Source organism: Caballeronia telluris (assembly GCF_001544495.1).
Lineage (GTDB): Bacteria > Pseudomonadota > Gammaproteobacteria > Burkholderiales > Burkholderiaceae > Caballeronia > Caballeronia telluris.
In genome coordinates this window covers 173697-197877 of record NZ_FCNZ02000011.1, presented here as the reverse complement: position 1 = coordinate 197877, position 24181 = coordinate 173697, and the positions used below count along the sequence as shown (strand labels likewise).

Annotated in this window: 22 protein-coding genes; 17 read left to right on the top strand and 5 right to left on the bottom strand. The window is 64.8% G+C overall.

Going from position 1 to position 24181, the window contains the following annotated elements; translation table 11 throughout:
• Positions 1-147: 147 nt before the first annotated feature.
• The 3 genes from AWB66_RS16455 (at position 148) to AWB66_RS16445 (ending at position 4953) form a co-directional block, all read left to right on the top strand.
• Complete coding sequence (locus tag AWB66_RS16455) at positions 148-570, top strand: hypothetical protein (RefSeq protein ID WP_062633005.1); 423 nt, start codon at positions 148-150, stop codon at positions 568-570.
• Positions 571-1084: 514 nt separating this feature from the next.
• The gene (locus tag AWB66_RS16450; RefSeq protein ID WP_087631209.1) at positions 1085-1864 is read left to right on the top strand and encodes an N-acyl amino acid synthase FeeM domain-containing protein; all 780 of its coding nucleotides are present in this window, start codon (positions 1085-1087) and stop codon (positions 1862-1864) included.
• 119 nt (positions 1865-1983) lie between these two features.
• Complete coding sequence (locus tag AWB66_RS16445; RefSeq protein WP_087631210.1) at positions 1984-4953, top strand: putative bifunctional diguanylate cyclase/phosphodiesterase; 2970 nt, start codon at positions 1984-1986, stop codon at positions 4951-4953.
• Positions 4954-4973: 20 nt separating this feature from the next.
• Here AWB66_RS16445 and AWB66_RS16440 read toward each other — a convergent pair whose 3' ends face one another.
• Complete coding sequence (locus AWB66_RS16440) at positions 4974-5183, bottom strand: hypothetical protein (protein ID WP_087631276.1); 210 nt, start codon at positions 5181-5183, stop codon at positions 4974-4976.
• Between the two features lie 261 nt (positions 5184-5444).
• On the opposite strand from AWB66_RS16440, the gene hutU reads away from it, so the two are divergent.
• Both hutU and hutI read left to right on the top strand, forming a co-directional pair.
• Positions 5445-7145: a urocanate hydratase gene (gene hutU / locus AWB66_RS16435; RefSeq protein ID WP_087631211.1), complete on the top strand. Its 1701-nt coding sequence runs from the start codon at positions 5445-5447 to the stop codon at positions 7143-7145.
• 3 nt (positions 7146-7148) lie between these two features.
• Positions 7149-8354, top strand: a complete 1206-nt coding sequence (gene hutI / locus AWB66_RS16430) for an imidazolonepropionase (RefSeq protein ID WP_087631212.1) — start codon at positions 7149-7151, stop codon at positions 8352-8354.
• A gap of 83 nt (positions 8355-8437) precedes the next feature.
• Here hutI and AWB66_RS16425 read toward each other — a convergent pair whose 3' ends face one another.
• The gene (locus tag AWB66_RS16425; protein ID WP_087631213.1) at positions 8438-8692 is read right to left on the bottom strand and encodes a GlsB/YeaQ/YmgE family stress response membrane protein; all 255 of its coding nucleotides are present in this window, start codon (positions 8690-8692) and stop codon (positions 8438-8440) included.
• A gap of 204 nt (positions 8693-8896) precedes the next feature.
• Here AWB66_RS16425 and AWB66_RS16420 point away from each other — a divergent pair, with 204 nt between their 5' ends.
• Both AWB66_RS16420 and AWB66_RS16415 read left to right on the top strand, forming a co-directional pair.
• Positions 8897-9385, top strand: coding sequence for a hypothetical protein (locus tag AWB66_RS16420; protein WP_087631214.1), 489 nt, complete (start codon positions 8897-8899; stop codon positions 9383-9385).
• 78 nt (positions 9386-9463) lie between these two features.
• Complete coding sequence (locus tag AWB66_RS16415; RefSeq protein ID WP_087631215.1) at positions 9464-9760, top strand: YciI-like protein; 297 nt, start codon at positions 9464-9466, stop codon at positions 9758-9760.
• Here the strand turns inward: AWB66_RS16415 and AWB66_RS16410 are convergent, their stop codons facing one another.
• Positions 9761-10756: a LysR family transcriptional regulator gene (locus AWB66_RS16410; RefSeq protein ID WP_087631216.1), complete on the bottom strand. Its 996-nt coding sequence runs from the start codon at positions 10754-10756 to the stop codon at positions 9761-9763.
• A 303-nt stretch (positions 10757-11059) separates the two neighbouring features.
• Between AWB66_RS16410 and AWB66_RS16405 the strand changes: the two genes are divergently transcribed.
• From AWB66_RS16405 to crcB, 9 genes are all read left to right on the top strand, one after another.
• On the top strand, positions 11060-11995 hold the full coding sequence (locus AWB66_RS16405) for a MurR/RpiR family transcriptional regulator (protein WP_087631217.1): 936 nt from the start codon (positions 11060-11062) through the stop codon (positions 11993-11995).
• Positions 11992-12966, top strand: a complete 975-nt coding sequence (locus AWB66_RS16400; protein ID WP_087631218.1) for an isoaspartyl peptidase/L-asparaginase family protein — start codon at positions 11992-11994, stop codon at positions 12964-12966. The genes AWB66_RS16405 and AWB66_RS16400 overlap by 4 nt, the downstream gene beginning before the upstream one ends.
• 11 nt (positions 12967-12977) lie before the next feature.
• Positions 12978-14879 (top strand): dipeptide ABC transporter ATP-binding protein, encoded by a 1902-nt coding sequence (locus tag AWB66_RS16395; RefSeq protein ID WP_087631219.1) that lies wholly within the window; start codon positions 12978-12980, stop codon positions 14877-14879.
• Between the two features lie 57 nt (positions 14880-14936).
• Positions 14937-16514 carry a glutathione ABC transporter substrate-binding protein GsiB gene (gene gsiB / locus AWB66_RS16390; protein ID WP_087631220.1) on the top strand — a complete coding sequence of 526 codons (1578 nt, stop codon included), beginning with the start codon at positions 14937-14939 and terminating at the stop codon, positions 16512-16514.
• A gap of 55 nt (positions 16515-16569) precedes the next feature.
• Entirely contained in the window at positions 16570-17490 is a 921-nt protein-coding gene (gene gsiC / locus AWB66_RS16385; protein WP_087631221.1) for a glutathione ABC transporter permease GsiC, read from the top strand.
• A gap of 7 nt (positions 17491-17497) precedes the next feature.
• On the top strand, positions 17498-18397 hold the full coding sequence (gene gsiD, locus AWB66_RS16380; RefSeq protein WP_087631222.1) for a glutathione ABC transporter permease GsiD: 900 nt from the start codon (positions 17498-17500) through the stop codon (positions 18395-18397).
• Between the two features lie 5 nt (positions 18398-18402).
• Positions 18403-19395, top strand: a complete 993-nt coding sequence (locus AWB66_RS16375) for a DmpA family aminopeptidase (protein ID WP_087631277.1) — start codon at positions 18403-18405, stop codon at positions 19393-19395.
• A complete protein-coding gene (locus tag AWB66_RS16370; protein ID WP_087631223.1) occupies positions 19392-20210 on the top strand; it encodes a M55 family metallopeptidase in 819 nt (272 codons plus the stop codon). Before AWB66_RS16375 ends, AWB66_RS16370 begins: the two co-directional genes overlap by 4 nt.
• A 141-nt stretch (positions 20211-20351) precedes the next feature.
• Positions 20352-20729 (top strand): fluoride efflux transporter CrcB, encoded by a 378-nt coding sequence (gene crcB, locus AWB66_RS16365; protein ID WP_087631224.1) that lies wholly within the window; start codon positions 20352-20354, stop codon positions 20727-20729.
• Between the two features lie 95 nt (positions 20730-20824).
• Here crcB and AWB66_RS16360 read toward each other — a convergent pair whose 3' ends face one another.
• A complete protein-coding gene (locus tag AWB66_RS16360; protein WP_087631225.1) occupies positions 20825-22213 on the bottom strand; it encodes a sensor histidine kinase in 1389 nt (462 codons plus the stop codon).
• A complete protein-coding gene (locus tag AWB66_RS16355; protein WP_087631226.1) occupies positions 22206-22883 on the bottom strand; it encodes a response regulator in 678 nt (225 codons plus the stop codon). The genes AWB66_RS16360 and AWB66_RS16355 overlap by 8 nt, the downstream gene beginning before the upstream one ends.
• A gap of 146 nt (positions 22884-23029) precedes the next feature.
• Here AWB66_RS16355 and AWB66_RS16350 point away from each other — a divergent pair, with 146 nt between their 5' ends.
• Positions 23030-24130: an ABC transporter substrate-binding protein gene (locus AWB66_RS16350; RefSeq protein WP_087631227.1), complete on the top strand. Its 1101-nt coding sequence runs from the start codon at positions 23030-23032 to the stop codon at positions 24128-24130.
• Positions 24131-24181: the final 51 nt, after the last annotated feature.

Genomic DNA, 24181 nt, shown 5'->3' with positions numbered 1-24181 from the left:
ACGGGCGAGGCCGGCACGCACAAAAAATTGCCCCGGCGTGGCGCGCATCCTATCTTTGAGAGGGCAAATGGTAGGATCGCGCCTGCAACCAAGACGAAGACGGGCGAGGCCCGTCGAACGGTCAATTGAAGACAGCGAGGCGATTCGATGGCGCAACAAAAAACCAATCCGAAACTCGAGCAGGCGCTCACGCGCGGCGACCTCGCCATCCGGCAGGCCAACTCGGCGCGCGCGACCGCGGTGCTGCGCGCACTCGGCAAGATGATCGTCGAGGCATCGTCGACGATCGGCGTGGAAGCGTTCGTCGTGATTCACGACGGCGACAAGATCTACGATCCCGTCGACGGCATGTGGCCGCAGCAACTGCTGATATCGCTCGACGGCCCGGTCGAGGACACCGATCCGGACGAAGTGCGCACCATTACCTTGTTGGCCGACACGCCGGCGACGATCTTCCGCTGCGAGTGGCAACGCGCGGACGGCAAGATCGGGCGTCAGGAAGGGCGGCCGCTCGCGATGGTCGCGTTCATCACCGACGTCGACATCCCCTGGCTCGACGACGAAGACTGACCGAATCCCACTTTTTGCACACTGAACGGCTCCCCTCGCGGAGCCGTTTTTATTTTGCGCATTTTTCTTCCCTGTTCCTCCCGTAAATCCTCACCTTTCGTGTGCGCGTCGTTTCGTATATCGGCGAATCATTTTCTTCTCGGGCGATAGCGCAATCGTTTGCTTTTCTATTTAGACGAACGGATTTCGAATTTTAATTTCCATTTCGTGCGCCGATAACCTTTTTACCCGTTGCGAGCCGGTAATTCGTGAAATTCGCAGTTGTCGTCGAGCCTGCTCCCGCTCCGATTACCGCCGGAAATTTTCGCCATTGCTCAATATCGGGGACGAGGTGCCGCTATCGGCAACTAGAGCGAATTCTCCATGTGTTTACCCCGGATTTTGTCCAGAAACATTTGCCACCGCTCACGCCGAAATAACGAGTCATGAGACGCTCTTTCCGCCGCGCTTGGGCGCCACCTTTTCTCCTGACTCGGGCCGGCACCTTCCTAATGCCAACAAAATGGGGTTACAAATGGAACGTCTCAGCCTTGCTAATGAAGCCGCCGAAATCAGCCGTGAACAAAACGCCGCTCGTCCCGAGCTTTTTGCGCTCCGCGCTCTCCAGAAACCCGAACGGATGCCGTTTACTATCCGTATCGTCTCGAACGAGCGCGACCTGCAGAAAGCGGTGAATATCCGGCGCTCCGCGTATGGCCGGCACCTGCCCGAGTTTGCCCAGACGATGTCCGTCGAGGACTGCGATCGCGCGCCGGGCACGGCCATTCTGCTCGCGCAATCGAAGCTCGACGGTGCGCCGCTCGGCACAATGCGGATTCAGACCAACGAATTCGAGCCGCTCGGCGTGCAGCATTCCGTGCAGTTGCCGGAGCGATTGAACGGCCGGCTCGCGGAAGCGACCCGCCTCGGCGTCGCGGGCGGCTCGGTGGGCCGCGTGGTGAAGATGATGCTTTTCAAGGCTTTGTTTTTATATTGCGAGCAACAGAACATCGACTGGATGGTAATTACGGCGCGTTCGCCCATCGACAGGGAATATGAAGCGATGCTTTTTGAAGACGTTTTTGGCGATAAACAATTCGTTCCGATGGCGCATGTCGGCGGTTTGCCGCATCGTGTGCTGGCGGGGGAAGTCGGCGTCGCCCGGCAGCGCTGGGAAGAAGTGGGACATCCGTTATTCCAGTTCGTGTTCCAGACGAACCATCCGGATATCGATTTGCGGACGTCCGATTTATCTTTCGAGCGGGAAACGGTACGATGCCCGGAGGCCTCGCAGCAAGTTGCATATGGCCGGTAATCAACAATAACCGGGTTGCCCGACGGCCCGGGTAACAGATTTTGGCGATGGCGGGCAGGCATTTTTGGCCCCGCCGTCGTCCGCGCGGCACGTGTCGTGCACCACGGGGATTTTCCAGCATGGCGTCGGTTACGTTATTTTCCCTTTCGAAATACCGGCACGCGGGGTCGTGGCTTGACCGCGCGCTTTATGTTTTTTCCGTCTATATCGTTCCCTTTTTGATTGCGGCCGGCACGATCGCCACGCTTTTGCTGTTGCCGCATCAGTTTCAATCCGCTGGCGCCGTGACGCTGCCGCTGCACGTCTTCGACGAGCGCGATGCCGCGGTCACGCCCGCCGCCGCGCTCGGCCGTCTGCGCGACGCGCCCACGACGGCGCGCTACAGCACGCAACTCTCCGAAACGCCCGTCTGGTTCACGTTCACCGTGCCGGCGTCGGCGTCGATCCACCCGACGCTCATCGAATTTCCGTCGCGGCATGCGCAAAGCCTCGCATGCTGGATCGCCTCGACGATGCAGCCGCTCGGCACTGCCGACCGCGAATCGGTCACGGGCGAGATGCGCGCCGTCAAGGCCGGCTTCTCCGTCTATCTCGGTCATCTGGCGCAACCGGTGCCGATCGTGTGCAGCGGCACGTTCTCGGGCCCCGCGCAGTTGAGCGTGCAGGCGTGGGATGCGCCGGGCCTGCGCAATTCCTCGCTCGACTTCCAGGAAAGCGCGGGGCTGATCGGCGGCGGGCTGCTCACGCTCGCCGTGTTCGTCTTCGTCACGGCGATCATCAATCGCGAGTGGACCTATGTGATTTTCGCGGTGTGGCTCGTCGGCAATCTGCGGCTGTGCGCGAACGCGATGGGCTGGGACACGCAATGGCTCGACCGCGTGATTCCGCCCGACTGGATTCCGGTGCTGCGGCAAGTCACGTTCGCCGCGTACTACCTGCTGACGGGCGCGCTCTTCAGCCAGCTGTTCCGGCGCGAATTGCGCGCGATCGGCTACCGATGGCTCCTGCGCGCCGGACAGTACGTCGGACTCGTGCTGCTCGCGTCGTCGGTCGTGCTGCCGTATTCGCGCTTCATTCCGGCGCTGTGGGTGCTGGGCGGCTTCGGGATGAGCGTGCTGATCTTCCTGCTCGCGCGGCTCGTCTGGCTCGCCCGCTCGCGCACGGTGATGTGGTACGTCGCATCGCTCGCAATCGTGCTCTTCGCCACGTTTTCCGAAGTGCTCGGCGCGGCCTTCGGGCTGAAGCTGCTGTTCGGCGGCGTCAACACGGTGACGGCCGCGCTGTCGTCGAGCATGATGGCGGCCTTCGCGATCGCCGAGCAGATGCGCGCCGAGCGCGAGCACCGCCGGCAGGCGCAGACCGAACTGCGCAACACCTACGAAGTCACGCCAATCGGCCTCTTCACGCTCGATTCCGACGGTCACTTCGTGCGCGCAAACCCGGCGTTGCGCGCGATGCTCGATCTGCACAAGGCCGAATACAAGGCGCGTCACTGGAACGATTATTTCGAAGCGGGCGCCTGGGGCGCGCTGCAGGCGCTGGCGTCGAAGGGCAGCGACGGCGAACTGGAAATGGGCGGCGCCGCCGCGCGCGGCACGGGCGAGCGGCGCTATCTGCTGAAGGCGATCGAATCGAACGGCTGGGTCGAAGGGTCGTTGCAGGACGTCACCGAGCGCTCGAAAGCCATCGAGCGCCTGCGCTTTCTGGCGGAGCACGATCCGCTGACGGGGTCGCTGAACCGCCGCGGCGTGGAAAAAGCGATCGCGGTGGACAGCGACGAAGCGCTGCCCTGGGCGCTCGCCTATGTCGACCTCGACCGCTTCAAGCTCGTGAACGACCTGTTCGGCCACCGCGCCGGCGACGAAGTGCTTAAGCAGGTCGCTTCCCGCATGCGCGCGCATTTCGAGCGCGAATATCCGCTCGGTCGCATCGGCGGCGACGAGTTCGTCTGCGTGATGAGCGACACCGCCATCGACGACGCCATCGCGCAATGTCACGAACTGATTTCCGTGCTTTCCGACGCGCCGTATCAGGTCGGCAATCGCGCGTTTCAGGTGAAGGCGTCGATCGGGCTCGTCGAGTGTTCGCGCGGCGTGCGCGTGCAGGACGCGGTGTCGAACGCGGACCGCGCCTGCCGTGAGGCGAAGAAGGTCGCGCACACGCGCCTCGTCACGTATCGCAAGGGCGCGGCCGCGTTCGAGGAGCGCGCGGAAGAACTGCGGCTTGTCGAGACGCTCGGACGCAACCGGCTGCCGGCGGGCCTTTTCCTCGTGATGCAGCCGATCATGTCGCTCTCGGCGCCGACGGAGTCGCTCAACTTCGAGGTGCTCCTGCGCATGCGCGCCCCCGATGGCACGACGCTGCCCGCGGGCAAGGTGATCGTCGCGGCGGAGGAGTCGGGCAATATCGCGGCCATCGACCGCTGGGTCATGACGACGCTGCTCACGTGGATCGAAAAGCATCATCACATGCTGCCGAACACGCAGTTCATCTGCGTGAATCTGTCGGGCGGGTCGCTCAACGACGAGCAGTTCATGGAAGACATCTTCGCGCTCTTCGCGCAGCACCGGTCGATCGTCCATTACCTGTGCCTCGAAATCACGGAGAGCGTCGCGCTGCACGATCTGGAGAACACGCAGCGCTTCATTTCGCGCGTCCACGACATGGGCGGCAAGATCGCGCTCGACGACTTCGGCGCGGGCTACACGTCGTTCAAATACCTGAAGGCGTTATCCGCCGACGCGCTCAAGATCGACGGCGAGTTCGTCCGCACGATGTGCGCGCATCCGGCCGACATCGCGATCGTCGAGGCGATCGTGGCGCTCGCGCGCAATCTCGGCATGCGCAGCGTCGCGGAATGGGTCGAGGACGCCGATACGCTGCGCGCGTTGCAGGAAATCGGCGTGGACTACGTGCAGGGTTATCTGATCGCGAAGCCGCAGGAAAGCGCGGCGATCCTCGCGGCGTCCTCGGCGGCGAGCTTCGTGCGGGACGCGGAAGTCGTGAACTTCATCGAATGCCTGTCGGAACCTGAACAGGCGATGTCCTACGGCTACGAGTGGCGCGCGCGGGTCGCGTCGCGCCACTGAGCTTTGCTTTCGGCGGCCGCTCAGGCCGTCTTCAACTCGGCCAGCAGCTTCGTGGCCGCAATCGGAATGCGCGTGTCGTTCCACTCGGCGAGCCACTGCACTTCCTTCGTCGTGAAATAGCCCGGGTAGTTGCGCAGCGCGAACTGCAGCGAATCGACGACATGATCGCGGATGATTTGCGGCGCGGCTTCGTCGTTGACGATCGCGTGGAGGGCTTCGAGTGTGCTCATGGCGCGGGCTGGATCGAATGGAATTGCGCCCACCATAACCGGAGAAAATTCCGGAAAATAATTCGATGCGGCGTTCGCTCGCATCGCCCGCGCGCTGTTTTTGCTGTCTATACAAGCTGTGGTGCTTGCTCGCATAAGCCCGGCGCGAAAGACCGAGGGAAACCCCTAATACAACCGAAGTTGTATATACAAGACCATCTGCCTTATCGGATCTGTCTGATTGCAGGCGGATCGTCCCACCCTCAAAGCGCAGGAGTTCTCGTGGACCAATCTTCCCGGCCGTCTTTCCGTTTTCGCGATGTCGAGATCCGCGCGCCGCGCGGCACGACGCTCAACGCCAAAAGCTGGCTGACCGAAGCGCCGCTGCGCATGCTGATGAACAATCTCGATCCCGAAGTGGCCGAGAATCCGAAGGAACTGGTCGTCTACGGCGGGATCGGCCGGGCGGCGCGCGACTGGGCGTGCTTCGACAAGATCGTCGAGACGCTCAAGCGCCTCGAAGCCGACGAAACGCTGCTCGTGCAGTCGGGCAAGCCGGTCGGCGTGTTCAAGACGCACGAGAACGCGCCGCGCGTGCTGATCGCGAATTCGAACCTCGTGCCGCACTGGGCCACCTGGGAGCACTTCAACGAACTCGATGCGAAGGGCCTCGCGATGTACGGCCAGATGACGGCCGGAAGCTGGATCTACATCGGCAGCCAGGGGATCGTGCAGGGTACCTACGAGACGTTCGTCGAAGCCGGGCGCCAGCACTACGGCGGCGACCTGAAGGGCCGCTGGGTGCTGACCGCGGGCCTCGGCGGCATGGGCGGCGCGCAGCCGCTCGCGGCGACGCTCGCGGGCGCCTGTTCGCTCAACATCGAATGCCAGCAGAGCCGCATCGACTTCCGCCTGAAGACGCGCTACGTCGACGAGCAGGCGACCGATCTCGACGACGCGCTCGCCCGCATCGCGCGCTACACGTCCGAGGGCCGCGCGATTTCGATCGCGCTGTGCGCCAACGCCGCCGACGTGCTGCCGGAACTCGTGCGGCGCGGCGTGCGCCCGGACATGGTCACCGACCAGACGAGCGCGCACGATCCGCTGAACGGTTATCTGCCGAAGGGCTGGACCTGGGCGCAGTACCGCGACCGCGCGCAGAGCGACGCGGCGGGCACGGTGAAGGCCGCGAAGCAGTCGATGGCGGAGCACGTCCGCGCGATGCTCGCGTTCCAGCAGCAGGGCGTCCCGACCTTCGACTACGGCAACAACATCCGCCAGATGGCGAAGGACGAGGGCGTCGCGAACGCGTTCGATTTCCCGGGCTTCGTGCCGGCGTATATCCGGCCGCTTTTCTGCCGCGGCGTCGGGCCGTTCCGGTGGGCCGCGCTTTCCGGCGATCCGCAAGACATCTACAAGACCGACGCGAAGGTCAAGGAACTGATTCCCGACGACGAACATCTGCACCGCTGGCTCGACATGGCGCGCGAGCGCATCAGCTTCCAGGGACTGCCCGCGCGGATTTGCTGGGTCGGCCTCGGGCAGCGCGCGAAGCTCGGCCTCGCGTTCAACGAGATGGTGCGCTCGGGCGAGCTGTCGGCGCCGGTCGTGATCGGCCGCGATCACCTGGATTCTGGCTCGGTCGCGAGTCCGAACCGCGAAACCGAGTCGATGCAGGACGGCTCGGACGCCGTCTCCGACTGGCCGCTCCTCAACGCGCTCCTGAACACCGCGAGCGGCGCGACGTGGGTATCGATCCATCATGGCGGCGGCGTCGGCATGGGCTTTTCGCAGCACGCGGGCGTCGTGATCGTCTGCGACGGCACCGACGAAGCCGCCGCGCGCATTGCCCGCGTCCTGCACAACGACCCGGCGACGGGCGTCATGCGCCACGCCGATGCGGGCTACGAGGACGCCATCGAATGCGCGCGCGAAAAGGGCCTTGATTTGCCGATGATCGAAGGCGCCATGCCGAAGAAGTAAGCGATGAAACGACTCTGGCAATACTGTCACGCGGCGACGATGAAAGGCGGCGCGTACTCGGCCATCGAGGACGCGGCGATCGTCACCGACGGCGCGCGCATCGAGTGGATCGGGCCGCGCGCGTCGCTGCCCGCGCATGACGCCTGCGAGATCGTCGATCTGGAAGGCGCGTGGGTCACGCCCGGTTTCGTCGATTGCCATACGCATCTCGTCTTCGGCGGCGATCGCAGCGGCGAATTCGAAAAGCGTCTGCAAGGCGTGAGCTATGCGCAGATCGCGGCGGAGGGCGGCGGCATCGCGAGCACGGTGCGCGCGACGCGCGAGGCGAGCGAGGACGCGCTTTTCGCGAGCGCGAAGCGCCGCGCGAGCGGTTTCCTGCGCGAAGGCGTGACGACGGTCGAAGTGAAATCGGGCTACGGCCTCGATCTCGCGAACGAGCGCAAGATGCTTCGAGTGGCGCGCCGCCTCGGCGCGGAACTGCCGCTGACCGTGCGCACGACCTGTCTCGCCGCGCACGCGCTGCCGCCGGAATACGCGAACCGTCCGGACGACTACATCGACGCCGTCTGCGCGCAGATGCTGCCGGCGCTGGCAGAAGAAGGTCTCGTCGATGCCGTCGATGCCTTTTGCGAGCACCTCGCGTTTTCACCCGAGCAAGTGGAGCGCGTGTTCCGGACCGCGCGCGAACTTGGGCTGCCGGTGAAACTGCACGCGGAACAGTTGTCGTCGCTGCACGGTTCGAGTCTCGCGGCGCGCTACGAGGCGCTATCGGCGGATCATCTCGAATTCATGACCGAGGACGACGCGGTCGCGATGGCGCGCTCGGGCACGGTCGCGGTGCTGCTGCCGGGCGCGTTCTACATGCTGCGCGAGACGCAGTTGCCGCCCATCGACGCGTTGCGCCGCCACGGCGTGCCGATCGCACTTGCGAGCGACCTGAACCCGGGCACGTCGCCCGCGCTTTCCGTGCGATTGATGCTGAACATGGGCTGCACGTTCTTTCGGATGACGCCCGAGGAAACGCTCGCGGGCGTGACGATCCACGCGGCGAGGGCGCTCGGCTTGCATGAGACGCATGGATCGCTCGAAGCGGGTAAGACGGCGGATTTCGTCGCGTGGCAGATCGGCCGGCCGGCGGAACTGGCGTACTGGCTCGGCGGCGATCTGCCCAAGCGCGTGGTGCGGCATGGAATCGACGTGAGCGGCTGAACCGGCGGACCGCACGAGCCAAAAAAGAACCTCGCCCGGAAAATCGAGCGAGGTGTTTTATCGCGTGCCGGTTTCGCGAACGATCAGGCGCGTCGTTTCGTGAACAGGCCCCACAGCACGAGCAGCACGATCGCGCCGATCACCGAGGCGATCCAGCCCGCCGGCTGCCCCGGCTGATACCAGCCCATCGCGCGGCCGACGTAGCCCGCGATCAGCGATCCCGCGATGCCGAGCACGATGGTCAAGATCCAGCCCATGCTGTCGTTGCCCGGTTTGATCGCGCGCGCGATCAGCCCCACGATCAATCCGACGATCAAAGTCCCGATGAATGCAAGCATGCGTTTGCTCCCTGAGAGAGTTTGGCTGCGGCCGGGCATCGGCCGGTATGTGCAAATTAGCACGGCAACCCGGATTTGGGTATGACGGCAGAGGCACGGTTCGTGCCCGGTCCCTCTGCCGAATGGCCGGGCGCGGACACGATGGCGTGGCTTGGCGGGCCGGCGGGTTAAAATCGCGTCCCGAATGCAACAACGATCACCGCCATGACCGATTCCGAACTCGACCAGACCGACGACGCCATCCACGAAGACCGCCTGTGGCGCGACGACGGCTGGACCGCGCGCGTCATCAAGAACGAGGACGACGACGGCTGGGCCGTCGAGATGATCCGCGACGGCGAGGCGGAACCCGCGCTCGTCGGCCCGTGGACGATGGGCCGCGACAAGAAGAACCCGAAGCCGCTCGATGCGGGGGCGTTCCGCACGCTGGTGAAGACGGCGTCGGAGGTGCGGCGCCGGCACGAACAGCAGCGTCACGCGATGCTGCACAAGAATGTCACGGTGAGCGTGCAAGGTGACGACGTGACCGTTACGCTCGACATCGTCCCGGACGAGGACGATCCCTACGCCGACCTGAAGGCGTTCGATGCGTTCGGCGCGCAGCTCGCGCAGGCGCGTGTGTCGGCGGGATTCAAGCTCACGAAGGCGAGCGCCGAGGCCTGGGCCGCGAACGAATTCCAGAAGCCGGGCTGAACGCGGGAGCGCGCTGGCCGCCTTGCTGAAAAGCGGCGAGCGCCACGATAATCGGCTCTTGTTCCAAGGAGACGCGCCATGCACTACGTCCTCATCTACGATCTCTGCTCCGACTACATGGAGCGCCGCGTGCAGTTTCGCGACGAGCACCTGACGCTCGCGTGGGCCGCCGTCGAGCGCGGCGAAATCGTGCTGGCGGGCGCGCTCGACGAACCCGTCGACCGCGCGATGCTGCTCTTTCACATCGATTCGCCGCAGGCCGCCGAGGAATTCGCGCGTAACGATCCGTATGTGATCAACGGGCTCGTCACGCACTGGCAGGTGCGCAAGTGGAATACGGTCGTGGGAAATTCGGCGGCGACGCCGGTGCGCTGATCAGCCTTCGTCGGCGGTTGCCGGCTGCGCGTGTTCCTTGCGCGGCGCACGACCGCGACCCGCCGCGCGAAAGATCCGGCTCATCGCGTCGTCGACCTGCTGCGAACGCTCGAACAGTTCCGCGAGCCAGCCGACGAAGACGGAAACGCGCGGCGTCGCCTGCCGGCTCTTGAGAAACGCCACCGACACATTCATCGGCATCGACCGCCACGCCGGCAGCACTTCGCGCAACTGCCCCGAGCGCAGGTACGGGAGCGCCGCGATCCGCGCCGGCTGGATCAGCCCGAGCCCTTCAATCCCGCACGCGAGATACGCGTGTTCGTCCGCCACCTGGACGAATCCCGGCATCTTGACCGTCAGCGCTTTTCCGTCGACTTCGAAGTCGAAATCGCACGGCCGCCCGGTCTTCTCCGACACACAATTCACGGCGACATGGCGCGCGAGATCGTCGAGCGTTTCAGGTGTGCCGTGGCGCTCCAGATAGGCCGGGCTCGCGCACGTCACGTGCTCGAACGTGCCGAGCCGGCGCGCGATCAGGCCGGAATCGGGCAGCTCGCCGAGTTGCACGCTGCAATCCACCCCTTCGCCGACCAGATCGACCGCGCGATTGCCGATGCCGATCGACAGGTCGATATGCGGATAGCGCGCGTGAAAGTCCGGCAGCGCGGGCACGACGATGGAAGTCGCGACCGTGTCGGGCATCTCGACGCGCAGGCGGCCGCGCAGGCGGTCTTCGCCCGCGTGGAAGCCGGATTCGAGGTCGTCGATATCGGCGAGGATCTGAGCGCAGCGCTCGTAGTACGCGGCGCCGTCGACGGTGAGATTCAGGCGGCGCGTCGTGCGGGCGAGCAGTTGCACGCCGACCAACGCCTCCAGTTGCTGAATGGTGGTGGAGACGGTCGCGCGCGGCATGGCGAGCGATTCGGCTGCACGCGAAAAGCTGTTCGTATCGACGACGCGCGTGAAGACACGCATTGCATGGATGCGATCGAGCACGGTGTTTTCCTTTGACGATGAGGGAGCGGGCCCCGTGCGCGGTGTTGGTTCTTGCTTGCGCTCTCGCGGGAAGGGCCGGCGATGGTGACATCGTAAGCAGGCACGTCGTCTGGGTGAATACCCAAAAATCGCGGATTATTGCCCGATTCTGTGGGGTCCGGCGCGCGGGAGTATCGAAGGACACGCATTGCTGCTGCAGAGCGTCTCATCGGAAACCCGCAGTTGATGAAAATGAATTTTTTTTGACGGCGGTTTTGGGTAAACATAGTTTCATTACATTTCCCCAAGGGCGCTCTTGCGCGTATGGCCCGTCCGTCGTCCACCGTCACGTCGCCCTCGGGCGACGAGTTGATCTCCGTGCGCATCGCCTCCGCCATGCCCACGCTCACGCCGATTCACCGGCGCATGGGCGCGTTCGTGCTGGCGAACCTGTTCCGCTCGGCGACGATGCGCATCGACGAACTGGCGAGCGCCGTGGGCGCGTCGGTCGCGACGGCGAACCGCTTCGCGCGCGCGCTCGGCTTCGACGGCTACCCGGCGTTTCGCGAGGCGCTCGTGCGCGGCTTCGAGGCGACCATCGCGCCGGTCGAGCGGCTGCGCACCGCGCTGGAGTCGCCCGCGAGCGGCTCGCAGGTGTTCGACGCGTCGCTCGAACAGGTGGCGTCCAACTTGCAGATGACGCGTGCGGCGATCGACGGCGGCATCGCCGAGGCCCTGGTCGACGCGATTCTGGAGGCGCGGCGCGTCTTCGTACTGGGCTACGGCGCGAGCGCGTTTCTCGCCGGGCTGATGGAACACGGACTGACGCCGTATTGCGCGAACGTGCAGTCGCTTGCGTTGATGGGCGGGCCGTCGCACGCGGCGCGGCGGCTCTTCAACGCGTCGCCGGGCGATTTGTTGATTGCGATTGCCTTCCCGCGCTACGTCGACGATACGATCGAACTCGCGCGCCTCGCCGCCGGCCACGGCGTGCGCGTGGTCGCGCTGACGGACGGCGCGGCGTCGCCGCTCGCGCAGGTCGCGGACCTCGTGCTGACGATCCGCACCGAGCGGCGCCTCGCCGCGAATTGCGACACGGCGGTGCTGGCCGTCATCGAAGCGCTGTGCGACGCGGTCGCGCAGCGGGCGAAGCGCTCCGTCGAAGCGGCTTCGGGCCTGACCGAATTCGTGCTGCCGTGGCTCGTGAAGCCGGCGATGCACATCCCGGCGTCACCTAAAACCGAAGACACCAAGACATGACTACACAAGCCGTCATCGCGATTCACGGCGGCGCGGGCACGATCCTGCGCTCGGCGCTGAGCATCGAAGCCGAGTCGGCGTATCACGCCGCGCTGGAAGGCATCCTCGAAGCGGGGCAGCGCATTCTCGCCGATGGCGGCAGCGCGCTCGACGCGGTCACCGAAGCGGTGCGCCTGCTCGAAGACTGCCCGCTCTTCAACGCGGGCCACGGCGCCGTGTTCACGGCGGCGGGCACGCACGAACTCGACGCCTCCGTGATGGACGGCGCGACGCTCGAAGCCGGCGCCGTGTGCTGCGTGACGCGCGTGAAGAACCCCGTGCTCGCCGCGCGCCGGGTGCTCGACAAGAGCGAACACGTGCTCTTCACGGGCGAGGGCGCGGAAGCGTTCGCGGCGGCGCAGGGGCTCGAATTCGTCGATCCCGCGTACTTTCATACCGAGGCGCGGCACCGGCAATGGCTCAATGCGCGCGGCGTGCAGGGCACGATGCTAGACCACGACGCGGCTTCGATGGACGCCCGCGATGAAGGCCCGAACGAGCCCATCGATCCCGACAAGAAGTTCGGCACGGTCGGCGCGGTCGCACGGGATGCGCACGGCCACGTGGCGGCGGCGACCTCGACGGGCGGCATCACCAACAAGCAGCCGGGACGCGTCGGCGATGCCCCGCTGATCGGCGCGGGCTGCTACGCGAACGATGCGACCTGCGCCGTCTCGACCACGGGCACGGGCGAGATGTTCATGCGCATGCTGGCGGCCTACGACGTCTCGGCGCGCATGGAGTATCGCGGCGCGACGCTCGAACAGGCGGCGGCCGAAGTCGTGATGGAACGGCTGCCGCGCATCGAGGGACGCGGCGGCCTGATCGCCGTCGATGCGAAGGGCAACGTGACGCTTCCGTTCAATACGGAAGGCATGTACCGCGGCTTCGCGCGCGTGGGCGACACGCCCGTGACCGCGATCTATCGCTGAAGGAACACACGATGCCTGCCATCCAGACGCTGCCGCCGTCGCGCGTGATCGAAGTGAACGACCTGTCGGTGACATTTCGCGCGGGCGCGAAGCTCGTCGAAGCGGTGAAGCATCTGTCGTTCACCGTGGACCGTGGCGAGACGCTCGCGATCGTCGGCGAATCGGGCTCGGGCAAGTCGGTGACGTCGCTCGCGCTGATGCGTCTCGTCGAACACGGCGGCGGCAGGATCGCCTCGGGCAGCATCGCGTTCAGGCGGCGCAACGATCAGGTGCTCGACCTCGCGAGCGTCTCGAATGCGACGGTGCGCTCGATTCGCGGCGCCGACATCGCGATGATTTTCCAGGAGCCGATGACCTCGCTGAACCCGGTGTTCACGGTCGGCGACCAGATCGCCGAAGCGATCGCGCTGCATCAGCACAAGAGCCGCAGCGAGGCGCGCACCGAAGCGCTGCGCCTGCTCGATCTCGTGCGCATTCCGGAATCGAAGCGCGTGTTCGCGCGCTATCCGCATCAGTTGTCGGGCGGCATGCGCCAGCGCGTGATGATCGCGATGGCGCTCTCGTGCAAGCCCGCGCTTTTGATCGCCGACGAACCGACCACCGCGCTCGACGTCACGATTCAGGCGCAGATCCTGCAACTGATCCGCGGCCTGCAGGACGAGATGAACATGGGCGTGATCTTTATCACGCACGACATGGGCGTGGTCGCTGAAGTCGCGGACCGCGTGCTCGTGATGTATCGCGGCGAGAAGGTCGAGGAGGGCGCGTCGGACACGCTGTTCGCCGCGCCGAAGCATCCGTACACGAAGGCGCTGCTCGCGGCCGTGCCGAAGCTGGGTGCGATGCACGGCACCGATCGTCCCGCGAAGTTTCCGGTCGTCGAAGTGGAAGCGCCCGATGTCGCGCCCGACGATGCGAGCGCGCTGCGTCCTTCCGCAGCGGTGGCAGCGCAGCATCAGCCGGCCGTCGATGCCGCTGCCGCGCCGATCCTGCGCGTGCGCGATCTCGTCACGCGCTTTCCGGTGAAGAGCGGTCTCTTTGGCCGCGTGACGGGCGCGGTGCATGCGGTCGAACGCGTGAGCTTCGACCTGCGTCCGGGCGAAACGCTGGCGCTCGTCGGCGAATCGGGCTGCGGGAAGTCGACGACAGGCCGCTCGCTTCTCAAGCTGGTGGAAAGCCAGAGCGGTTCGATCGAATTCGACGGACGCGACATCAGCACGCTCGCCGGCCCGGCGTTGCAGGCATTGCGCCGCAATATCCAGTTCATCTTCCAGGACCCGTTCGCGTCGCTCAATCCGCGCTTGACGGTCGGCTTCTCGATCATGGAGCCGCTCCTCGTTCATAACGTGGCGAAGGGCAAGGAAGCCGAGGCGCGCGTCGATTGGCTGCTCGACAAGGTCGGCTTGCCGGCGGAAGCGGCGCAGCGCTATCCGCATGAATTTTCGGGCGGCCAGCGTCAGCGCATCGCGATTGCACGCGCGCTCGCGTTGAACCCGAAGGTCGTGATCGCGGATGAATCCGTGTCCGCGCTCGATGTCTCCGTGCAGGCGCAGATCGTCAACCTGATGCTCGATTTGCAGCGCGAACTGGGCGTCGCGTATCTCTTCATCTCGCACGACATGGCGGTGGTCGAGCGCGTCAGCCATCGCGTCGCGGTGATGTATCTCGGACAGATCGTCGAGATCGGTCCGCGTCAGGCCGTGTTCGAAGCACCGCGCCATCCGTATACGCGAAAGCTGATGAGCGCGGTGCCCGTCGCCGATCCCGCGCGGCGCCACGCGAAACGCATGCTCGCCGCCGACGAGATTCCGAGTCCCATCCGCAAGCTCGGCGACGAACCCATCGTCGCGAAGCTGGTCGCGGTCGCGCCGGATCATTACGTTGCCGAGCATCATGTCGGCGGGGCCTATTGATAACCAGCTTGCAGTGCACCTCCAGCGAATCATAACGTCAAGCCAAGGAGTTCAACGATGTCGCTCTCGAAGTCAGGTCCGAAGTTCAAGCTGTTGCGCTTGCGTGCGCTGATCGCCGCGAGCGCGAGCGCCTGCGTCCTCACGACGCTCACCGCGATGCCCGCTCACGCCGAAACCATGGCGGTGATGGCGGTCGCGTCGACCTTCACGACGCTCGATCCCTACGACGCGAACGACACGCTGTCGCAAGCGGTGGCGAAGTCCTTCTATCAGGGTCTGTTCGGCTTCGACAAGGACATGAAGATCGTCAACGTGCTTGCCACGAGCTATGAAGCGAGCCCCGACGCGAAGGTCTACACGATCAAGCTGCGCACCGGCGTGAAGTTCCATGACGGCACCGACTTCAACGCCGATGCGGTGAAGGCCGTCTTCGACCGAGTGACCGATCCGGCGAACAAGCTCAAGCGCTACAACCTCTTCAACAAGATCGAGAAGACCGAAGTGATCGATCCGCAGACGGTGAAAATCACGCTGAAGATTCCGTTCTCGGCGTTCATCAACGTGCTTGCGCATCCTTCGGCGGTGATGATCTCGCCCGAGGCGCTGAAGAAGTACGGCAAGGACATCGCGATGCATCCGGTCGGCACGGGCCCGTTCGAATTCGTCGAATGGAAGCAGACCGACGACCTGAAGGTGAAGAAGTTCGCGGGCTACTGGAAGAAGGGCTATCCGAAGATCGACATGATCGACTGGAAGCCGGTGGTCGACAACAACACGCGCGCGGCGCTCATGCAGACGGGCGAAGCGGACTTCGCGTTCCAGGTGCCGTTCGAGCAGGCGGCGGCGCTCAAGTCGAGCCCGAAGGTCGACCTGATCGCGGCGCCGTCCATCATCCAGCGCTATATCAGCATGAACATGCTGCAGAAGCCCTTCGACAACCCGAAGGTGCGCGAGGCGATGAACTACGCGATCAACAAGGAAGCGCTCGTGAAGGTGGCGTTCTCGGGCTATGCGATGCCGGCTGAAGGCGTCGTGCCGCAGGGAGTCGACTACGCGGTGAAGACGGGGCCGTGGAAATACGACCCGGCAAAGGCGCGCGAGCTTCTGAAGGAAGCGGGCTATCCGAACGGCTTCGAAACGGAACTGTGGTCGGGCTATAACCACTCGACCGCGCAGAAGATCATCCAGTTCGTGCAGCAGCAACTCGCGCAGGTCGGCGTGAAGGCTTCGGTGCAGGCGCTCGAAGCGGGCCAGCGTGTGGCGAAGGTCGAGAGCGCGCCGGACCCGGCCACCGCGCCGATCCGCATGTATTACATCGGCTGGTCGTCGTCGACGGGTGAAGCGGACTGGGCCATCTCGCCGCTGCTCGCGAGCGCATCGTTCCCGCCGAAGCTGTCGAACACGGCGTACTACAAGAACGAAACGGTCGATTCGGACTTGGCGAAGGCGCTCGCGACCACCGACCGCAACGAGAAGTCCGCGCTCTACGCCGATGCGCAAAAGCGCATCTGGGCCGATGCGCCGTGGGTCTTCCTCGTCACGGAGAAGGTCGTGTACGCGCGCAGCAAGCGGCTTTCGGGCGCGTACGTGATGCCCGACGGCTCGTTCAGCTTCGACGAAATCGCCATCAAGTAACCGCCGATGGCCGGGCGTCATGCGTCGATGATGCCCGGCCGAACTGACTCGACTCATGCTGACCTTTCTCGCCAAACGCCTGCTCGGATTGCTGCCGACGCTCTTAATCGTCGCGGTGCTGGTGTTCCTGTTCGTGCACATGCTGCCGGGCGATCCGGCGCGTCTTGCCGCCGGCGCCGAAGCCGACGAAGCGACGGTCGCGCTCGTGCGCGCGGATCTCGGTCTCGACAAGCCGCTGCCGCAGCAGTTCGTCAACTTCTTCAAGAAGGTCGTGCGGTTCGACTTCGGCACCTCGACGCGCAGCAAGCGCCCCGTGAGCACCGAGATTGCCGAGCGCTTCATGCCGACGCTCTGGCTTACCATCGCGAGCATGGTGTGGGCGGTGATCTTCGGCATGACGATCGGCATCGTCTCGGCGGTGTGGCGCAACCAGTGGCCGGACCGCATCGGCATGACGCTCGCGGTGTCGGGCATCTCGTTTCCGGCGTTCGCGCTCGGCATGCTGCTAATGGAAATATTTTCGGTGAAGCTCGGCTGGCTGCCGATCGTCGGCGACGGTTCGTGGCAGAGCTATATCCTCCCTTCGATCACGCTCGGCGCGGCCGTCGCTGCGGTGATGGCGCGCTTCACGCGGGCGTCGTTCGTCGAAGTGATGAACGAGGACTTCGTGCGCACCGCGCGCGCGAAGGGCGTGCACGAACCGGTCGTCATCATCAAGCATTGCCTGCGCAACGCGATGATTCCCGTCGTCACGATGATGGGCTTGCAATTCGGCTTTCTGCTCGGCGGCTCGATCGTCGTCGAGAAGGTGTTCAACTGGCCGGGGCTCGGGCGCCTGCTCGTCGATGCCGTCGAGATGCGCGACTATCCGGTGATCCAGGCGGAGGTATTGCTGTTCTCGCTGGAGTTCATCGTGATCAACCTGATCGTGGACGTGCTGTACGCCGTGATCAATCCGACCATCCGCTTCAAGTGAGGCCCGCATGAGCGTGACCGCCGACACAGCCAAGGCCGCCGCGATAGCGAGCCACGAAATCCGCACGCCGTGGAGCGAGTTCTGGCGCAAGTTCAAAAAGCAGCCGGTCGCGCTTGCCGCGGGCGTGTTCGTGCTGCTCCTGATCCTGATCGCGATCATCGCGCCGTACATCGTGCCGTACGATCCGGAAAATTTCTTCGACTACGACGCGCTCAACGCGGGACCGTCGGCGGCGCACTGGTTCGGCGTCGATTCGCTCGGGCGCGACATCTTCAGCCGCATTCTCGCGGGCAGCCGCATCTCGTTATCGGCGGGGCTGTTGTCGGTCGTGATCGGCGCGATCATCGGCACGTTCTTCGGGTTGCTCGCGGGCTACTACGAAGGATGGTGGGACCGCATCGTGATGCGCGTCGCCGACGTGCTGTTCGCGTTCCCCGGCATTCTGCTCGCCATCGGCGTGGTCGCGATTCTCGGCAACGGCATGATCAACGTGATCTGCGCGGTCGCGATCTTCAGCATTCCGGCGTTCGCGCGGCTCGTGCGTGGCAACACGCTCTCGCTTAAACATCTCACGTATATCGAAGCCGCGCGCAGCATCGGCGCGTCGGACTGGACCATCATCGTGCGGCACATTCTGCCGGGCACGATCTCGTCGGTGGTCGTGTACTTCACAATGCGTATCGGCACCTCGATCATCACCGCCGCGAGCCTCTCGTTCCTCGGCCTCGGCGCACAGCCGCCGACACCCGAGTGGGGCGCGATGCTCAACGAGGCGCGCGCCGACATGGCGATGGCGCCGCATATCGCCGTGTTTCCGAGCCTCGCGATCTTCTTCACGGTGCTTGCGTTCAACCTGCTCGGCGACGGCCTGCGCGATGCGCTCGATCCGAAGCTGGACCGGCCATGATCGCCATGCCACGCATCGGCTCGCTGACCGCCGGGCCGCTTGGCACGATCGCGGACGTGGCGGGCGTGACGGTCGGGCATTGCACGCTCGACGAAGGCGCGGTGCAGACGGGCGTCACGGTCGTGCGGCCGCATGACGGCGACCTCTATCGCAGCAAGGTGCCGGCCGCCGCGAGCGTGATCAACGGCTTCGGCAAGAGCATCGGGCTCGTGCAAGTCGATGAGCTTGGCGTGCTCGAAACGCCGATTGCGCTGACCAACACGTTCGGTGTCGGCACGGTGGCGAACGCGCAGATTCGCGATGCCATCGAAGCCAATCCGTCGATTGGACGAGACTGGCCGACCGTCAATCCGCTCGTGTTCGAATGCAACGACGGTTATCTCAACGACATTCAGGCGCTGGCGGTTCAGGAGTCGCATTACCGCGACGCGCTGCATGGGTGCGATGCAGGCTTCGAGCGCGGTTCGGTCGGTGCAGGTCGCGGGATGTCGTGCTTCGACATGAAAGGCGGTATCGGATCGGCATCGCGCGCGGTGCGTATCGCGGGCCGTGAATGCATGACCGGCGCGCTCGTGCTCGCTAACTTCGGCCGCATACCGATGCTGAAGCTGGATGGCATCGCTGTCGGACGCGCCATGCAGCAACACGAACCCGAGCAAGGCTCGATCATCATGATCGTCGCCACCGACGCGCCGCTCGACGCACGCCAGTTGCGCCGCCTTTCACTGCGCGCCGCCGCCGGCCTCGCGCGCACGGGTTCGGTCTACGGCCACGGCAGCGGCGACATCGCGCTTGCATTCACCACGGCCTGGACGGTCCCGCATCTCGCGGACTTCGTCCCGGTGCCCGCGCTTGTTGCCGACGCGCGGCTCGATCCGCTCTTTCAGGCCGCGGCGGACAGCGTCGAGCAGGCCATCGTCGATGCGCTCTTCAGCGCTGAACCGGTGACTGGCCGCGACGGCAACCGCCGCCTTTCGCTCAAAGACATGCAACCATGAAAGTACTGATTTCGGCGGACATCGAGGGCGTCGCGGGCGTGTTTCATCCCGAGCAGACGCGCGCGGGCAACGCGGAATACGAACGCGCGCGCCGCTGGATGACGCTCGAAGCGAACGCGGCTGTCGAGGGGGCTTTTGCGGGCGGCGCGACACAGGTATGGGTCAACGATTCGCATGGCGGCTTTCGCAACCTGCTGCCCGATCTGATCGACGCGCGCGCGGGCATCGTGCTCGGCAAGCCGCGCACGCTCGGCATGATGGCCGGACTCGAAGACGAACCCGAACTCGTGTTCATGATCGGCTATCACGCGCGGGCGCAAAGTCGCGGCATCCTCTCGCATACGATCAACAGCTTCGCGTTCGCACGCGTGTCGCTCGATGGCGAGGAAGTCGGCGAGGCAGGGCTCTATGGCGCGCTCGCCGAGGAACGCGGCGCGCGCGTGGCGCTCCTGACCGGCGACGACGTATTCGTCGAAGAGACACGGCCCGCGTTTGCCGATGCGCGCTTCGTGACGGTCAAGACCGCGCACGGCTATTCGAGCGGCGTCACGCAATCGCCCGCCAGCGCGTGCGAGTCGATCCGGCGCGCGGCAGCCGAAGTCGTCGAGCAAGCGCCGCACGCGTGGCTTCGCAAGCTCCCTAAGCCTGTGCACTGCGAACTGCGCGTGCAGACCACTGCGCTTGCCGATCTCTTCTGTCAGTGGCCGACGCTCGAACGCATCGACGGCGTGACGCTCGCGTTCGATACGCCGTCGGTCGAACATGCGGTGCGCGTGCTCAACAGCCTCTCGGCGATGTCGTTCATGTTGAGGTGAAGACGCGCGCCTTCGTCTATCATGAGGCCCTGCATCGGCTTAACGGTGCGAGGTACGTGATGCCAAGATCGAGCAAGGAGCGCTTCATCGAACGCCTTGCACGCGACGCGTAGTCCCTCCAAATCACTTTCGCTTTTGTCCATGTATCTGTCGATCATCGCCGTGGGCCTTGGCGGCGCGCTCGGCTCCCTGCTTCGCTGGGTGCTCGGGTTGCGCCTCAATGCGCTGTTTCCCAACCTGCCGCTTGGCACGCTTGCCGCCAACGTGATCGCGGGCTACGTGATTGGCATTGCGGTCGCATGGTTTGCCCGCGTTCCGGACATCTCGATCGAATGGCGCCTCTTCGTGATCACCGGCCTGATGGGCGGCTTGTCGACGTTCTCGACCTTCTCGGCAGAAGTGGTCGCGCATCTTCAGCAAGGGCGCTTCGGCTGGGCGGCGGGCGAGATCGCGATTCATGTGACGGCTTCGGTCGTGATGACCGTGCTCGGGATTGCGACCGTTTCGCTTGCGCGCTAAGCCGTGATCGAAGTCGGACCGTATCGGCCATCGGATCTCGCGAGTCGGCCACCTTCGAGGCGCGGACTTCAAGAACTTCCGCATGGAGAAGACGCTCAGTCCTTCGCGAACTGCACGCTGACAATCAGTCCGCCGCCCGGCGCTTCGTCGAGCGATATGCGCGCGTGATGCACCCGCGCGATCTCGCGCACGATCGAGAGACCGAGCCCGCTGCCTTCCACGTTTTGCGTCGCCGAGCTGCGATAGAAGCGTTCGAAGACCGCATCGCGTTCCTGTGGTGCGATGCCGGGACCGTTGTCGATCACTTGCAGCAACGGCCCTTCGGCCGCACGCGTCACGCGCACCGTGATGACCGATCCATCGCCTGCATAGCGGATCGCGTTGTCGATGAGATTGCCGCAGAGTTCGGCGAGCAGATCGCGTTGACCGGTCACGTCGACTTTCTCTTCCTGCTCGAAGCCGAGGTCGATGTTGCGGGCGCGCGCGACCGGCGACCAGTCGAGCGTCACGCTACGCGCGACCTTGTCGAGCGAAAGCGGCGCGAGCTTCACCAGATGGCCGCTGTCCGCATCGAGCCGCGCCAGCGAGAGCAACTGCTGCACGCCTTTGCCCGCCTGCCGCACCGCGCCGTTCAGACGCTTCAGATGCGTTCTTGCGCGCTCCTCGCGCGCCTCGCGCAGCGCCAGTTCCGATTCGGCCTGGATCACGGCGAGCGGCGTCTTGAGTTGATGCGCGGCGTCGGTGAAGAACCGTCGCCGCGATTCCTGCATGCGTCGCAAGCGGCCGATGTATTGATTGATCGAATCGACGAGCGGTTCGACTTCGCTCGGCAGGCCGGTCTGATCGAGCGGGGCGGGGTCGTCGTCGGCGCGGGCCGCGACGGTCGCCGACAAACGGTTGAGCGGACGCAGGCCCCGTCCGACCCCGAGCCAAACGATGCCGAGCGCAAGCACGATCAGCAATGCTTCTTGCGTGAGCGAGCCGATCAGGATCTCGCGCGCGAGGGCTTGCCTCGGCTCGATCGTCTCGCCGACCATGATCCACACGACGCGCGTCTGCGCGGTCGGAACGTCGTGGACCGGCAAGCGCAAGGCGCCCATGCGCAGTTGCTCGCCACGGTAGGTCGCATCGTAGAAGCGCGTCTGATACGGCTCGGGCATCGCGCGCTTGGGCGGCAGCGGCAGGTCCGCATAGCCCGTCACGGCGCGCCCGCTGTCCTCGCGAATCAGATAGTAGATCTTGCCGCCGGCATCGGATTCGAACATCTCCAGCGCGAGGTACGGCAGATCGACTTCGACCTGGCCGTCACTGAGGCGCGTGCCTTCGCGGATCGACTTCAGCGAGAACGCGAGCGAGCGGTCGAACGCGACGTGCGCGGCGTTCATCGCGCGCTGGTAGGTGAGCCACGAATCGAGCGCGAGCAGCGCGACGAGCGGCAGCAAGAGCCACAGCGACACCTGCCGCCGCAAATTGGGTTTAGGCATCCTCGCGCTTCACTTCGAGCAGATAGCCGAGGCCGCGCAGCGTCACGATCGCGACGCTGCTCTTCTCCAGCTTCTTGCGCAGCCGGTACACATAGATTTCGATGGCATCGGGATTCACGGATTCGTCGATGCCGAAGATCTTCTCCGAGAGCGTGTCCTTGTTGATCGCGCGGCCGTTGCGCAGGATCAACACTTCGAGCACGGCACGTTCGCGCGGCGTCAGCGCGAGCGGCTCGCCATCGAGCCGGAAGCTGCGATCGACGCTGTCATACGCGAGCGGCCCGCATTCCACGCGCGTGTGCTCGTGGCCGTGGCTGCGGCGGATCAGCGCGCGGGCACGCGCTTCCAGTTCGGTGAGTTCGAACGGCTTGGCGAGATAGTCGTCGGCGCCGAGGTCGAGGCCCTTCACGCGGTCCTCGACCGAGCCGTGCGCGGTCAGGATCAGCACCGGCACCGGGTTGCGCCGTTGACGCAGACGCCGCAGCACTTCGAGGCCATCGAGCCGGGGCAGACCGAGGTCGAGGATCACGAGCGCATAGTCCTGCGTGCGCAACACGTGATCGGCGGCCTCGCCGTCATGCATGCAATCGACAGCGAAGCGGGCTTGCGTCAGCGCGTCCGTCAACGACTTCGAGAGGATGGGATTGTCTTCGACTAACAGAACGCGCATGACGGTGACCTAGGGAAATCCATGAGACTAAAACGGCTTGGATGAGCGAAAACCCACAACGAATGAAAGCGGTCAGAAAGCGCTCGCAACTTAACATGCGACCACTCGAACACATAACCATTACAAAGCGAATTCTGGAGGAAGACATGAAAAAATTGAATCCCGTGTTGCGCGCGGCCGCGCTGTCCGTCGCCCTGTTCGTCGCTCACGCGGCGCATGCGCAAGTCCCTGCGGGTTACCCCGGATCGTATCAGTCGGTCATCGATGCGGCGAAGAAAGAGGGCAAGGTGCTCGTCTATTCGGTCACCGACACGGCGCTCGTGCGCCCGCTCATCAAGGACTTCGAGTCGCTCTACGGCGTGAAGGTCGAATACAACGACATGAACAGCACGGAGCTTTATAACCGCTATATCAGCGAGAACGCGGCGAGCAGCACGAGCGCGGACGTGTTGTGGAGCTCGGCCATGGACCTGCAGGTCAAGCTCGTCAACGACGGCCTGATGGCGAGCTACGATTCGCCCGAGACGGCCCAGTTGCCGCAATGGGCGCAGTACCAGAAGCAGGCGTATGGCACGACCTACGAGCCGCTCGCGATCGTCTACAACAAGCGCCTCGTGCCCGCGAACGAAGTGCCGCAGACGCGTGCCGACCTCATCAAGCTCTTGCAGACGCAGGCCGCGAAGTACAAGGGCAAGGTCACGACCTACGACATCGAGAAGTCGGGCGTCGGCTTCAACTACCTCACGCAGGATGCACGCGTGAACCCGCAGGTGACGTGGCAGCTCGTCGATGTGATTGGCGCGTTGAACCCGAAGCTCCAGTCGAGCACGGGCGCGATGATGGAGCGCATTTCGTCGGGCGAGAACCTGATCGGCTACAACATCCTCGGCTCGTACGCGTTCGCGAAAGCGAAGAAGGACCCGTCGATCGGTTATGTCTATCCGAAGGATTACACGCTGGTGGTGAGCCGCCTCGTGACGATCTCGAAGAAGGCGAAGAACCCGAACGCGGCGAAGCTGTGGGTCGACTATCTGCTGTCCAAGCGCGGTCAGACGCTGCTTGCCAATCAGGCCGACCTGTTCTCGATCCGCGCGGACGTCGAGGGCGAAACGTCCATGGCCGGTCTCACGAAGCAACTCGGCGATTCGCTCAAGCCGATCCCGATCGGCACGGGTCTGCTCGTCTATCTCGACCAGAGCAAGCGGCTTGAATTCCTGAAGAAGTGGCAGCAGGCGATCAAGCGCTAAAGTCTTTCCGAGCCCGCGCGCGAGCGCGGGCCACTCCCGTATTCTCTTCGA

Bases quoted from the DNA above. Each gene is read 5' to 3' on its own strand.
- AWB66_RS16455 (WP_062633005.1), top strand. From the start codon at position 148: ATGGCGCAACAAAAAACCAATCCGAAACTCGAGCAGGCGCTCACGCGC.
- AWB66_RS16450 (WP_087631209.1), top strand. From the start codon at position 1,085: ATGGAACGTCTCAGCCTTGCTAATGAAGCCGCCGAAATCAGCCGTGAA.
- AWB66_RS16445 (WP_087631210.1), top strand. From the start codon at position 1,984: ATGGCGTCGGTTACGTTATTTTCCCTTTCGAAATACCGGCACGCGGGG.
- AWB66_RS16440 (WP_087631276.1), bottom strand. From the start codon at position 5,183: ATGAGCACACTCGAAGCCCTCCACGCGATCGTCAACGACGAAGCCGCG.
- hutI (WP_087631212.1), top strand. From the start codon at position 7,149: ATGAAACGACTCTGGCAATACTGTCACGCGGCGACGATGAAAGGCGGC.
- AWB66_RS16425 (WP_087631213.1), bottom strand. From the start codon at position 8,692: ATGCTTGCATTCATCGGGACTTTGATCGTCGGATTGATCGTGGGGCTG.
- AWB66_RS16420 (WP_087631214.1), top strand. From the start codon at position 8,897: ATGACCGATTCCGAACTCGACCAGACCGACGACGCCATCCACGAAGAC.
- AWB66_RS16415 (WP_087631215.1), top strand. From the start codon at position 9,464: ATGCACTACGTCCTCATCTACGATCTCTGCTCCGACTACATGGAGCGC.
- AWB66_RS16405 (WP_087631217.1), top strand. From the start codon at position 11,060: ATGGCCCGTCCGTCGTCCACCGTCACGTCGCCCTCGGGCGACGAGTTG.
- AWB66_RS16400 (WP_087631218.1), top strand. From the start codon at position 11,992: ATGACTACACAAGCCGTCATCGCGATTCACGGCGGCGCGGGCACGATC.
- AWB66_RS16395 (WP_087631219.1), top strand. From the start codon at position 12,978: ATGCCTGCCATCCAGACGCTGCCGCCGTCGCGCGTGATCGAAGTGAAC.
- gsiB (WP_087631220.1), top strand. From the start codon at position 14,937: ATGTCGCTCTCGAAGTCAGGTCCGAAGTTCAAGCTGTTGCGCTTGCGT.
- gsiC (WP_087631221.1), top strand. From the start codon at position 16,570: ATGCTGACCTTTCTCGCCAAACGCCTGCTCGGATTGCTGCCGACGCTC.
- gsiD (WP_087631222.1), top strand. From the start codon at position 17,498: ATGAGCGTGACCGCCGACACAGCCAAGGCCGCCGCGATAGCGAGCCAC.
- AWB66_RS16375 (WP_087631277.1), top strand. From the start codon at position 18,403: ATGCCACGCATCGGCTCGCTGACCGCCGGGCCGCTTGGCACGATCGCG.
- AWB66_RS16370 (WP_087631223.1), top strand. From the start codon at position 19,392: ATGAAAGTACTGATTTCGGCGGACATCGAGGGCGTCGCGGGCGTGTTT.
- crcB (WP_087631224.1), top strand. From the start codon at position 20,352: ATGTATCTGTCGATCATCGCCGTGGGCCTTGGCGGCGCGCTCGGCTCC.
- AWB66_RS16360 (WP_087631225.1), bottom strand. From the start codon at position 22,213: ATGCCTAAACCCAATTTGCGGCGGCAGGTGTCGCTGTGGCTCTTGCTG.
- AWB66_RS16355 (WP_087631226.1), bottom strand. From the start codon at position 22,883: ATGCGCGTTCTGTTAGTCGAAGACAATCCCATCCTCTCGAAGTCGTTG.
- AWB66_RS16350 (WP_087631227.1), top strand. From the start codon at position 23,030: ATGAAAAAATTGAATCCCGTGTTGCGCGCGGCCGCGCTGTCCGTCGCC.